General features: G+C 34.4%; 12 protein-coding genes. 5 read left to right on the forward strand and 7 right to left on the reverse strand.

Going from position 1 to position 13,258, the window contains the following annotated elements; translation table 11 throughout:
- Positions 1-20: 20 nt before the first annotated feature.
- Entirely contained in the window at positions 21-1,604 is a 1,584-nt protein-coding gene (locus tag ACNSTQ_RS08295; protein ID WP_418199390.1) for a M3 family metallopeptidase, read from the reverse strand.
- A gap of 361 nt (positions 1,605-1,965) precedes the next feature.
- Here ACNSTQ_RS08295 and ACNSTQ_RS08300 point away from each other — a divergent pair, with 361 nt between their 5' ends.
- Positions 1,966-3,222, forward strand: a complete 1,257-nt coding sequence (locus ACNSTQ_RS08300; protein WP_418199391.1) for an ATP-binding protein — start codon at positions 1,966-1,968, stop codon at positions 3,220-3,222.
- Positions 3,223-3,469: 247 nt separating this feature from the next.
- The gene (locus tag ACNSTQ_RS08305; protein ID WP_418199392.1) at positions 3,470-3,739 is read left to right on the forward strand and encodes a hypothetical protein; all 270 of its coding nucleotides are present in this window, start codon (positions 3,470-3,472) and stop codon (positions 3,737-3,739) included.
- 265 nt (positions 3,740-4,004) lie between these two features.
- On the opposite strand, the gene ACNSTQ_RS08310 is transcribed toward ACNSTQ_RS08305, so the two are convergent.
- The 4 genes from ACNSTQ_RS08310 to ACNSTQ_RS08325 all read right to left on the reverse strand — a co-directional run bounded on the left by ACNSTQ_RS08310 (position 4,005) and on the right by ACNSTQ_RS08325 (position 7,164).
- Complete coding sequence (locus ACNSTQ_RS08310) at positions 4,005-5,201, reverse strand: MFS transporter (RefSeq protein WP_418199393.1); 1,197 nt, start codon at positions 5,199-5,201, stop codon at positions 4,005-4,007.
- Between the two features lie 175 nt (positions 5,202-5,376).
- Positions 5,377-5,919, reverse strand: a complete 543-nt coding sequence (locus ACNSTQ_RS08315) for a manganese efflux pump MntP family protein (RefSeq protein WP_418199394.1) — start codon at positions 5,917-5,919, stop codon at positions 5,377-5,379.
- A 46-nt stretch (positions 5,920-5,965) separates the two neighbouring features.
- Positions 5,966-6,475 carry a GNAT family N-acetyltransferase gene (locus ACNSTQ_RS08320; RefSeq protein ID WP_418199395.1) on the reverse strand — a complete coding sequence of 170 codons (510 nt, stop codon included), beginning with the start codon at positions 6,473-6,475 and terminating at the stop codon, positions 5,966-5,968.
- 248 nt (positions 6,476-6,723) lie between these two features.
- Positions 6,724-7,164 carry a hypothetical protein gene (locus ACNSTQ_RS08325; RefSeq protein ID WP_418199396.1) on the reverse strand — a complete coding sequence of 147 codons (441 nt, stop codon included), beginning with the start codon at positions 7,162-7,164 and terminating at the stop codon, positions 6,724-6,726.
- A gap of 499 nt (positions 7,165-7,663) precedes the next feature.
- Here ACNSTQ_RS08325 and ACNSTQ_RS08330 point away from each other — a divergent pair, with 499 nt between their 5' ends.
- The 3 genes from ACNSTQ_RS08330 (at position 7,664) to ACNSTQ_RS08340 (ending at position 11,301) form a co-directional block, all read left to right on the forward strand.
- Complete coding sequence (locus ACNSTQ_RS08330; protein ID WP_418199397.1) at positions 7,664-8,794, forward strand: YeiH family protein; 1,131 nt, start codon at positions 7,664-7,666, stop codon at positions 8,792-8,794.
- A 93-nt stretch (positions 8,795-8,887) separates the two neighbouring features.
- Positions 8,888-9,781 carry a selenium metabolism-associated LysR family transcriptional regulator gene (locus ACNSTQ_RS08335; protein WP_418199398.1) on the forward strand — a complete coding sequence of 298 codons (894 nt, stop codon included), beginning with the start codon at positions 8,888-8,890 and terminating at the stop codon, positions 9,779-9,781.
- A gap of 125 nt (positions 9,782-9,906) precedes the next feature.
- Positions 9,907-11,301, forward strand: coding sequence for a hypothetical protein (locus ACNSTQ_RS08340; RefSeq protein ID WP_418199399.1), 1,395 nt, complete (start codon positions 9,907-9,909; stop codon positions 11,299-11,301).
- Between the two features lie 362 nt (positions 11,302-11,663).
- On the opposite strand, the gene ACNSTQ_RS08345 is transcribed toward ACNSTQ_RS08340, so the two are convergent.
- Together ACNSTQ_RS08345 and ACNSTQ_RS08350 are read right to left on the reverse strand one after the other, a co-directional pair.
- Entirely contained in the window at positions 11,664-12,017 is a 354-nt protein-coding gene (locus tag ACNSTQ_RS08345) for a Rieske (2Fe-2S) protein (RefSeq protein WP_418199400.1), read from the reverse strand.
- A 139-nt stretch (positions 12,018-12,156) separates the two neighbouring features.
- Positions 12,157-13,227 (reverse strand): amidohydrolase family protein, encoded by a 1,071-nt coding sequence (locus tag ACNSTQ_RS08350; RefSeq protein WP_418199401.1) that lies wholly within the window; start codon positions 13,225-13,227, stop codon positions 12,157-12,159.
- Between the last annotated feature and the right edge of the window lie 31 nt (positions 13,228-13,258).

Here is a 13,258-nt window from a genome sequence, read left to right on the forward strand (position 1 = left end):
TACCTTCTTTCTAAACATCATCAACTTAAAAATTGCTTTATAAAATAGCGAGGATTTAAGTATTCCCCTGTTGCTCTTTTGATTTTTTCATTCCAATGCAATGAAGCTCCAGGTCGAATGAACTCATGAACTAAATACGATCCAACCTCTTCCGTAAACAAATCATTTGATATATTCTTTTCAATAAAACAATGCAGCTGAGATGCGGTTAATTCGCCTAATAAATAGTCTTGATACGAAGCAGGGGCAAGGGAGAAGTGCATTTTAGCTGCCCAATCTGGGAAATGAGTCTGCTCTGGTGGATTCATGAATTGAATGTCTTGAACGAGCTTCCACCACAATTGATTTAAGTTTTGATTTGGATTTTCATACAATTTTCTTTCAAAAGTCGAAAATGTTATAATCCAGCGAGCCGAGACGAGCATTTGACGCTGAAGCATCTTATTAGCAAACGGCTTCATCTCTTCTAGTTGGCTTGGCTTAAGGCCCAGAAACCGTTTCTGCCAACGGTCCATTTTACTCATGCGACCAAAGAATAATGCAACCGCCTCAGTTGTTAACGTATGCGAATGAAAGCGAAGAACAAATGGTAATTGACGATCAATGTTTTTAAAATACACTGCATGACCGAGCTCATGCAGTAAAGCCGTACACCAAAATAGACTCTTATCCAAGTTTACTAGTATTCTGACATCTCCTTCTCGATTGATATCCGAGCAAAACCCAAATGGATTTTTATTTACTCGAGGGTATAAATCACTCCGCTTCAAAACGTCCTCAATGTCTAGTCCTATTGCCTGAAAGGTTTGGTTAGCCATTTCCACTACATTTTTTCCTTTAAAATAACTATCTATATCTATTCCTTGAACAGCAGGCGCTTCTTGAAAGAAAGGATCTGTATAATGCCATGGTCGAATATCACCTACCGAAATTCCCCACTTTTTTGCTAATTCTTCATCGATTTCTTGTTTCAATTTCTCAAATGGAGCATCAGATTGTTCCTTTAAGTCTTCTAATATCTGAAAAACATTATTAATATCTAACTCTTGTGTTTCCATAGACATCTGATAAAAATTATCATATCCTAACACCCTTGCATCTTCATTACGTTTATGTACCAATTGCAAGACTTGCGCTTCGATTTTTTTACTAATTTGCTTGCTGGCAAGCCATGCTTCTTCTCTTTGAACAAGGTCGTGACTATTCTTAAGAATGTCATTGATCTCATTATTTGTTACTTCGTTGCCTTGCAAAATGGGACGAAAAGCAGTAAACGTTTGTGAGATTTCCTTTTCAAGTTCCAACGTTTTACCTAGCGACTCAGCACTGAGTTGATTTTTGAGCATTTTTCGATAGATATCATCTAATTGTCGTTGTTGTTTGTATTCTAAGCCCTGTGCGCCTCGAAAATATAACACCTGATCCATCAATTCTTTGCCGGAAAAATGACTATAATATGTATTTAAAGCTTTTTCATGCTGTTCACTCCACTTTTTGTCTCCTGTTGTTGCAGCCATCCAGTGATTCGTAAGTACCGATTCGTAAAGATCTTTTATCGTCTCATTTTGGTCTTTCAAGAACTCTTCTATATTTTTTACACTCATTTTATCCCTCCTCCTGCACTAAAAACGGTATACTGCCATACTAACAGATTGACCAGTCAATTACTTTGAACATTCAAATAATCAAGTAATTTTCAAAATTAACAGGGTAACTACAAACCACAATAGTTTAACAAAAGGCTCATTTCTCAAAGATTGTTGCTTCACGCTTTTATGTGAAGCTTTTGAACAAAAACGATCCCATAGCAACAAAAATTTATAAAACACCCTACTAAAAGTAATTAACCTAGTTTATGGAAAATAATAGATATAATAGTAGGAGTTGGTTAATAACTAGAGGAAATTTAACCATTTTCTAGAACTATACGGTAGTAAGTATAGAAAAAGAGGAGAATATATATTCATGCTGCAGCAATTATTATTACAAGGCGTTTTTATTTTATTTCCAACCTTACTCTATTACACGATACTAAAAAACAACAAATACCTAAAAAAATATAATAATTTAATCGTAGGATTTTTAAGCGGCCTGGCTATTTTTTTATGTATGTCTTTTCCCGTTTCCTTCAGTAGTGGAAACATGATGGATTTACGGACGATTCCTTGGATCCTCTCTTTCTTATATGGGAGCTTTCCTATCGGAATTTTCGTGACCATCATGATGTTTGCCTTTCGTTTGGTTATTGGTGGAATTGGTATATACTCCGTTTTACTAGTCTATTCATTATCGTTGATCCTTTTATTTATGTACTTTAGAAATTACGAAGCCTTTTCATACAATAAAAAAATTAAATCAACGTTAGTACTTACTTCCATTAATACGATCCTTATTATTTTAACCATTCAAATAATTTTTGGATTTTCATCGAACGATGTCTATATTTTCTATTTGTTCTTTATAGTCATGCACATATTGATGATGTGGGTCTGTATTTATGTGATAGAAACGATACGAGAGCATGGACAATTACAAGTCAAACTAGAAAAGTCAGAAAAACTTAATATTGTCGGGCAAATGGCTGCAAGTGTTGCTCATGAAATAAGAAATCCAATGACCGTCGTCAACGGTTTTGTTCAAATTTTAAAACAAGATATAGATACTCCTGAAAAACACCGCGAACACTATGCAATTATTACAAATGAATTAAGTCGGGCTGAAACGATCCTCAACGATTATCTAACATTAGCAAAACCACAAGCTGGAAAGCTCGAAACGATCAATATTCAGGAACAAATCAATCGGATCACTCACACCCTGTCATCTTACGCACTCATGAAAGGTGTGGGGGTCGAGTATTACTTACCTCCTGAGAAAAACTATTTAATAAAAGGCTACCCTGAGAAATTCCAACAAGTGCTTATAAATATCATCAAGAATGCGATCGAGGTTTCCACAAAAGGAGAAGTAGTTACCGTCACCGTATCAAAAAATCGAAACTTCTACTACATCTTTATAAAAGATAACGGTTGCGGGATGTCGAAAGACGAATTGCAAGCTTTGGGTACTCCTTTTTATTCTTTAAAAGAACGAGGTACTGGACTCGGCTTAACGATTTCATACAGTATTATCCACTCGATGGAAGGTACCATTGAAGTCACAAGTCAAAAAGGAAAAGGAACGACATTCATTATTAGCCTACCTGTAATAAAAGAAGCGTAGTTTAACCTAGAGGCGATTACATACGAACTTATAGAGAACCTGTCACAAACTACTGACATGCTGCATACGTTGAAATTAAGTTAGTAGGTACCAACCCTTTTTATATTGTTGAAAATAAGTTTAGGTTAAAAGTTTGAGCCACCTGTTAATTCATCTACTCTGATAAAAAATAGGACTTACATCCCAAACTCTTCATCCTATTAAAACATTGTATTGGAAAGTGGTTGGCTTTGGAGGGAGGGATTATATGCCTAAATACAGAAAAATACCGGTCGTCGTAGAAGCGGTAAAACTGAAAAGATCGATTACTATAGAAACAGCAGAAGGTACAGTAAGAGGTTTACCAGGTGACTATTTAATTACTGAACCAAGTGGAGAGCAATACCCGATTCGATCTGAAGAGTTTGAAGCAACCTATGAACGAGTAAAATCGTCAAAGGATCTGGGTGACTTTCTAAAGAGAGCTCTGGGGAAACTGAAGAATAAATCTACGGCTTATTTTATGAAAAATCAATAATTGCCATCCGTACTTCTAGAAAGGAATGAACAGAACTTATAATGACGAAATGATTGGCCTACTATGAAAAGTGGTGTTCCCTTAAAATCCCCTTTTCAGTAGGTTTGTTTTTTGGATCATTTCATTCTTCTTATAAAGAAAAAAATACGTTCCTCAATTACCAACTACTTTGTAAATGGTTAGTTATGAAACACTGACTCAAACGACAACCCTCCCTCAATCACTAGTTATGAGTTCCCATTTGAGCAGGCTACAACTTGCATCATTACTTAACTTTAATATACATAGATACGATCCACCCTATAAATAGAATAGCCCCAAGTACGATGAAACTTATTGTATAATTCAAAACATCTAACAGAAAAATCGCTATAACCGGCCCTGCACTTGCCCCCACAAATAAAATAAAGGCATTAAATGTAACCGCAGTCCCTCTTACTTTTTCTCCTAAGATACTGACCATAGATATTGTGACGGGACAAACTAATGCAATGCCTGCAACAAATACAACACTCATAAGAACAATCAAAATTAAATTGGAGAAGATACCTATCATCGCCACTCCTAAGGTTGCAAGAACCATTCCCACACGTAATACATTTGAAATACCGTATCTATTAGAAAGCTTTCCAGCAAAAGGAGCTAATATAATGCCAAAAATCCCGACTGCTCGAACCGTTAAAATTTCTTGGCTCGACAACCCAAACGTATTTATACTTAAATAGCTGCCCAATATCGTATACATGGCCACGAGTGAAAAGAGTGTTAGAAACGTAATGAAAAATGTAAGCAGTAACTGTTTATTTTTCAGCAAGACCGCCATTTGTTTAAAAATATCCCACACGCGTACTCCGTTCGAGTTTCGTTCCTCTCGAGGAAGTACGAAAATAACAAGAAGACTGGAAATAAAATACAACGCTGTGAGAGTAAAAAAGATAACTGGCCAGCTCCAAAGCTCATGGATCGCACTGCTCAACACCTGCCCGAAAATAGCTGCCGTCAAAAAACCTGAGGTAATAAATCCGATGGTCGTCAATCGCTTCTCAGTAGGATACACTTCCCCTACGTAAACAAGAGAGATAGGGGCATACACAGAAGCAACGGCTCCTTGAATCGCTCTTAAGATCAGTAACCAATAAAAACTTTCGACAAATCCAATCAAAAGAGTAACAATTGTAATGGAGCAAATTCCAATTATTAAAAAGGCTTTGCGTCCAAATCGATCAGATAGTGCCCCAGAAATTAAACAACCGAGTGCGTAGAAAAGGGAGAAAACACTTCCTGTTAGAGCTGCTTGTTGTAATGAAACTTCAAAAGTTGAACTAAATACTGAAATAAGCGGGATCGTAATATACATGCTTGATAATACTACGAGTCCACACCACACTAATACTCCAGTCATTAAAGAAAATGACTGCTTGGTTGGGTTAACTTTTACCTCATTTAGTTGAATTCCACTCATAGAAGCCCTCCTTTTAGTAACTCCCCCTTTAGGTCCTATCCTGCTTCCTATTTATCGAATATATATGATTATGCCACCCTTTTTTTATATAGAAGTTGTTTGACTTATTTGTTTCGTATCAAAAACACAAGTAAACCAAAAACACTTGATCGCAGAACAACTGCGACCAAGTGAATTAAATTAACATTATAAAGATAGCCAGAATAATGAATAACCATCCAGATATCAAGCTTGCATGATTTTTAAATATATTTAGCGCCACTAAATGACCAAATTTGGATCCACCCCATATAAAGAGAAAACTAGTCACAAAAGCCAATACACTTGAAAGTATAATTGGAAAACCTGCCAACCCACCTGAAAAGCCTGCGGCTAAAGAGTCAATACCTAATGCAACTCCTAAAACGACCGCGGCTTTTAAGCTGAGATCTAGCTTTTTTTCTCCGGTCTCTTTTTGATTCGATTTTCTAGCATCCCATAAAAACCATAAGCCAATGAGAAGAAAAACAAAGGAAGCTAAATATAATAATAAATGCTCTGGTAACACATGAGCGATTATGTCTCCAAAATATAACCCCGTGCCCATCGTTAGTCCCGAAAAGATAGCAATGGTGAATATAACCTTTAGAGGGATTTTCCCTCTCATACCGAGTGAAAAACCTACCGCTAAATCATCTAGATTAGACGCAATAACGAGAATTAGTATATGCCAAATCAAAAGGTACCTCCTTCATGAAACCTATTAATCGCTCCCCCAAACATCCCTACCTTACTTTCAAATTAACGGAATAAATGAAGGTAGGTCGATCTTTAATATTCGTTTCCTTCACGAAGACCATTCCTATTCGTTCGGCAACTTTGATCGAAGGGGTATTGTATTTATAGATCATCGAGATTAAACGAGACAATTGAAGCTTATTCCAACCATAGTCCCGAACAGCGCTTGCTGCTTCCGTTGCAAATCCTTCTCCCCAGTAGTCTCGAACAAATAAATAACCAATTTCCATTTCTTCTTGACCATCTACGATCTGCGGAACAATCCCACACTGACCAACGAATGTTCCTGTATCTTTTAACTCACACATCCAAAGCCCCGACTGATGTTTTTCGTAATTCTTTATATTCCAGTTTATCCATTTTCGTGCATCTTCTCTCGTCTTAGTTGATGTATAGTACTGCATCGCAATGGGATCGGAAAATATTTTCATAAGATGATCTTCGTCTTGATCAGTCATCTTTCGTAATATTAACCGTTCGGTTCCTAGTATAGTCATCTCTTTCCTCCTCAAGGGTCCCCTTATTAACAAGAGCGCGCTATATCATCGTTTAAGCCAAGTATGCCCTGCACAATATCCAAAATACTGTCTGCATGAAGCTCATGTACTGTTCATGAGAAATGATGCAGGAACCATCTTCATCGTACAACTATCCTTTTTCTATGGATATCCAAAACTCATTTATCTACACAATTCAAACAAAAATACCCGCATGGGGTTGCTGTCTGCGAGTATCTAATCGTGCGTTAATTTGCTTGTCTTATTTCAACATGCTCACTCAATTTAATATTGAGTTTGTCAAAGTCTCTTATTTTTAATAAGTCCAAATTAATCTCAACTTCTTTTCCGTTCGTCAATAGTAAGATTAGTTTATTGTCACTAATTCTACTTTCTTCAATATCATCATAGTTAATTTGCCGCTTCAAACGAATAAGGCCTTTATGAACTAACAACCTGTCATTTTCCAGTTGTATATATGTAATGTCATTTAAACGTAAATAATAAATTCCTATAACTATACTTAATGCCACATTACAGCTAATAATAATCGCGACAATAACTGTATAGGCACTAAACCCTAACCCAATAAAGAGAAATACTAGACAAATAAGATTTAGAACAGCAACTCCTAACCATAACATCCCTGTTGTTTTCCATACGCTATTTTCTCTATATTTCAAATCCACTCCATCCATCTCCCCATCACTTCTGTACCACTACTATACTATTTTTCGGTTTTTTTGTAAAAGTGAGTGCGGTACAATAAAAACAGAAGCTGTTTCATAGGAACAGCCTCTGCTTCGTCTTCCAATTATCAGTTACCCTTGAACTCCTCATGTGTGATCCGCATAATTTGATTATCTTTATATTCGCCGTCGTGTAATTCCCGTTTAGGAAGTACTTTTACTTTTTGAAAGCCACATTTCTCGTAACAAGTAATCGCCCTTTCGTTCCATGTCTTTGCTTGCAGTTAACTCAATAAATTATCTAGCTTGTTTGCTCCTATTTCTTCCACTAGTTTTATATATGATAGTTCCCTAAATATATTTGAAAAGTGTTATAACATTTGGTGTTATAACATTTGTTAATAATTCAAATTAAACATTACAATAACTATTTTACTTAAAACTCTATAAAAATGTAATATCAACTATTTTAGTATTAAATTATATTGGAGGAAATATAATGAAAAAAACATTATCTATTCTACCAGGAGTTATATTATGTTTAATAATAATGTTATGTGGTGAATTATTGTCTAAATGGCTAGGGATTGGTATTAATTATTTACAGAACCTCCCCAAAGAAAGCACGAGTCCGATCTCTGGAATTTTCCTATCTATAATATTAGGTCTAATAATTAGAAATGTCATCGGACTGCATAAAGTTTTTAAAGATGGTGTTGCCTTCTCTGTAAAATATTTATTGAAGTTAGGCATTATTCTTTTAGGAATTCGATTAAGCTTTTTTGATGTCATTACATTAGGAGCTTGGGGATTACCAATAATCCTAGTTTGTGTGATTTGTGGTTTGATCATTACTTTATGGTTTACAAATAAAATGAACCAATCACATCGACTTGGCACACTCACAGCAATAGGAACAGGAATCTGTGGTGTTACAGCTATCGTTGGGACAGCTCCTGCAATTAAAGCAAATGATGAAGAAACAGCTTATGCTATCGCTAATATCACAGTCTTTGGTATTATCGCAATGTTTTTTTATCCGTACTTAGCTTACTATCTATTTGAAAACGATCCCATTAAAGCAGGTTTGTTTTTGGGTGCCTCAATCCACGAAACCGCACAGGTAGCTGGTGCTGCACTTATTTACAGTCAGGCATTTAATATGCCACAAATCATTGATGTTGCAACTATTACGAAGCTCACCAGAAATGCTCTACTTATTATAGTTGTTCCAATTATGTCGTACTATTATATAAATAGAGTTACCAAAGAAAATCAAGAAAACTTCACTAGTCCTAAATGGTACTCTTTGATACCTCTTTTTGTTGTAGGCTTTATAGTAATGGCAATCATTCGTACAATTGGTGATTCTACTTCAGTTAATCAAGGTTTAGCCTTTGGTCTATTGGATCCTAATAAATGGGAAACCTTATGGCAAACTTTGAATTTGCTAGGGTCAAAATATATTATGGTGATTGCAATGGCTGGAGTTGGATTAACAACAAACATAAAAGTCTTTAAAGGTCTTGGTATCAAACCTTTCTACATTGGAATTGCTGCATCATTTTCTATTACCGTTATTGCACTATTAATGGTTTACTTATTAGGTGGTTTCATTACACTAAGGTAATCATCACTGTATTGATAAAATCCTTAATCAAATAACCTGGTAGCTCTTATTTTAAAGGTTTAAGTAAAATACTCGGTATAAAGGATGTATGCTATGAATTATGAGCAATTAAGAACCTTTATTTTAGTTGCTGAGAAAAGAAGTTTTTCAGCTGTTGCAAAAGTTCTATACCTATCTCAACCTACAATTACGTCTCAAATTAAATCACTGGAAAAGCATTTAAATACAACTCTGTTTGAAAGAACCACAAAACGAGTTACATTAACACCGTCTGCTAAAATTTTTTATCAATATGCCAAAGACATAATTCATTTATTTGAAACTGCTCAAAACGAAATATTAAGAATTTCAAAAAAGATACACGGTCAATTAAATATTGCTTGTAGTTTAACTATCGGAGAAAATATTTTACCGCAAATATTAGGTAAATTCAAAGAAAATTATCCATTAATACAACTGACCGTTGATATTAGTAATAGTCGTCAAATCGCATCTAAAATAAAAGATCACGTGCTTGACATAGGGTTAATTGAAGCTCCTATTTATAATCAAGAACTAATATTAGAGCCTTTTATGGAAGACGAGCTCGTTGTAATAGCAAATCCTGAATTTTTCGACCCAACTAAAACTCAAATAACGTTAAACGAATTAAAATGTTTACCAATGATATTACGAGAAGAAGGTTCTGGGACTCGAACGGTAATGGCTGAATATATGTCAAAGGCCGGTCTCAACCCTAAGGAACTAAATATTATTCTAGAATTGGGAAGTACGGAAGCCATAAAATCAACTGTTAATTCTGGTTTAGGGATATCAATAATCTCTAAAAATGCAATAAAAAAAGAAATACAGCTAGGTTTATTAAAACCTTATAATATTAAAAACCTTAAAATATCACGTCATTTTTATATAATTTTTCACCGAGAAACTGTTATGAAGCCAAAAGATAAGGCTTTTCTAAAGTTAATTAATAGTTGCACTATTTGATTTACTTGCTGGTCATGAAAATATAATTGAATCAAAAACTATTAGACAAGGTTGCAACGTCTGTGAATTCCCCTTTCAATACTTTCGAGGTTTTAATATCTTTATAAGATTTTGAGGTGCTGAGTATGAAAAAAGGGATTGATAACATATTTGTTTGGACTGTAATCTCCTTTATTTTCATTCACTTTATGTTTAAAATTCCATGGATACCATCAGTTGATGTTCTCCTATCCTTAACAGGCCTAATAATTCTACTTTCTAGCATTCCCTCTCTTAGCAAAAAAACATTAATTATGCCTTCTATCTTAATCGTTTTTTCCTTAGGAATATTGTTTATAACCAGATCAAGTTTCAAAATTCTCTGGATTGGCCTACAAGAAATGAGAGAAATTATACCTCTAGTTATTTTAATATCATTGATAAATTGGATTATAAGTTATAAACCCTACGTATCCACATTAACTCATTTTCTACAAAGAAAAGAAAAAAAACAAAAGACTAGAAAACTCATTCATGTATATTCCCTCTCTAATATAATATCCTTCTTTTCTGCATTCTTTATGGGAATAGCATCAATTGCTTTTGTATTTCAACTATTCAAAAGGGGAGAAAAGTCTCAAATAAATTCTCTTGCATGGGATTTCACATTAAGTTCAGCTATAATGAGAGGCTTTGCCTTATCAGTATTTTGGACGACAATTAATCCAGCTTTTGCTTACGGGATTGCAGGAACTAACGCACCTCTTTTTTCAACAATGGTAAAAGGACTAGGTTTATCCATGATTGGCTTAGTTATTGGTCTATTTATCTATCTAATACAAATAAAGAGATTAAACGTAACAACTAGATTTGAAACTACTATAAATAATGAAAAATATGATAAAAAGTTATTATACGATTTTTTCTTTTGGATTGGATTATTAATTAGTTTAATATTTTTCTTACATCAGATAGCTAATATAGAAATTCTTGTTGTTGTCCCTCTCGTAACACTATTCGTTACCCTAATTTATTTTACTTATAATCGTGATATTATTCGGTATATCAAGCTATGGAAGATATTCACAAGTTATGAAATGAAAAATAAACAACAAGAAATGACACTACTTATTTCTGTTGGTATATTAGTTTCAACTTTAAAGTATACTGGCATTGGTGATGTGTTGTTTAATAAATATTTGTTGATAATTGAATGGTTAAAATTAGATTTATTAGTTGGATTAACAATTATGATCTTATTACTCGGATTTTCAGGTTTGCCACCAATTTCCGCTATGGTTTTGTTATCTGGTATTATTATAGATATACCTTCAGGTTACTCACCTGAATTAATAACACTCTCACTTTTATTAGGTGTATCGATAACTTTCATAACAGGCCCAATTACAATGCCCTTATTTATAGCTAGCAGCCAAAATGGTAGGAGTTTACACCAAAATGGATTTGTTTGGAACATTTTTTTTGGGATTACCTTATTAATTATAGGGCAAATATATCTACAACTATTACGATTGCTATAAAAACAAATACTTAGCGCCCCAATATTTACTGCAGTTGAATTTAATATCTATAATAGTTAGCCAATATTAAAATGCTCCCCTCTAGGTAGACAGGTTAAAAAATAAAACCTATATACTGAAGGGGAGTATTATTGTTATGGCTAAAAGGGTGTTCACTGTTGAATATAAATATAAAGTGATACTAGTCTGTTAGTGCCTTTAGATATTTTACATAAAAAATTTCAGCTATTCCTAGTGTTTGAAAAAGCTTTTAATTGTGTATTTAAAAAAACTCCACCGAAGTGCTATATATTTTTGGGTTCACCAAATAATATATAGCAAACGGAAGAGCTTTATTGCTTTTTGTATTTCTTATTCCTAATTTATAGTTCTATCAAAAGGTTGTCATCCTCTTTAACCACTTTATAATTCTTGATACGTGTCTTATCACTAAACAATGAACAACCGGTATTTACATCAAATTCCCAACGATGCCAGGGACAAGCAATAACTTCTCCTTCTTTTGCCCAGATATGCTCTCCAAGCTTATCTGTACATAAGGTCGTTCCACTTACTCGCCCATCGCTTAATCTTGTACCTTGATGCGGACAGAAATCACGAAATGCATAAAATCTATCATTATTATCACGGATAACTACAACTTCTCTTTTACCTAGAGAAACTGCTTTCATTCCATTCGGTTTGATATCTTCTATCTTGCATACAAATTGTTTCATCCTTTTCCTCCTTATAACTTTGGGTTTCTTCCATCTTTCAATCAATTAGTATTCTTATTAAAATTAAACGTATTAACATAGACTAATATTAAACATTATATTAAGAGTTCCTTTTAACCCAACCTCATTATAATAACTTCTAATCAAAACCATAAAATCTCTTTGCATTATCATATAGAACTTTTTGCTTAAACTCTTTTGAGAAACTTGTAGGAAGAGAACGAGTTGGTGAGTCAAAATCCCAGTGTGCGTAATCTGTTGCAAACACTAGCATTTGATCACTCTCCATCATATCAACAATTTGTTTCAAATATTTAGGGTTAGGATCTTCAATGGGCTGAGTAGAAAACACAAAATGGTCTCTAATATAGTCACTTGGCATACGTTTAACCCAAGGTACTTCGGAGCGCAGTGATTTATAATTTTGGTCCATTCGCCACATCACATGAGGTACCCATGTAAATCCACCTTCTAACATAATTACCTTTATCCCTGGATACTTATCAAATACTCCATTAAATATTAAACTACCAACTTGAGCCATAAATGCCTGAGTAAACATTGAGTGCCATTCTATATAATAGTTTGGATGACCATACGCCGGAGATGTTTTATCACTTTGATGGAAGGCAATTCGTAAATTATGACGTTCAGCAGCCTCAAAGATAGGATGAAATTGAGGCTCTCCCCATCTCCAGGCTGACACTGGTAACATAACCTGCACCATATCAGGATGTGGTCCTAAACGGTCAATTTCTCTAACTGAAGCAGGAACATCTTGCCCTGTTATTTGGATTGAAGCTTTAAATCGTGAATCCTTACTCAACCATTCATCGATCACCCAATCGTTGTATGCACTAGCCAGTGCGGATGCTAGTTCCCGTTGACAGTCTAATTGAGAAGGATAAAATAATCCAGTTAAAATCGCATACTCTACATTGTATTCGTCTAAAACCTGTCTTTTTACTAATTCATAATCAGAACCAGGCAACCCCTTATCCGGGTATGAATCTAAACGAAGACCACCAATTGGATGTGCATATCGAAGCCCTCCTGGCCTCCATCCATATTTAATCCATTTCTTATAAGGTTCTTTTAGATAAGGGAATAGCTGTTTCACGGATTTCAACATTTCATGAATATCACAATCTATGACCTTTGTTTTAACTCCTTCATTTTTTTGATTTAATTCTTTCTCGTTAATTGACATATTAAACCCTCCATTTTTTAAATATTCTGGA

Source organism: Alkalihalobacterium sp. APHAB7 (assembly GCF_048323755.1).
GTDB lineage: Bacteria > Bacillota > Bacilli > Bacillales > Bacillaceae_F > Alkalihalobacterium.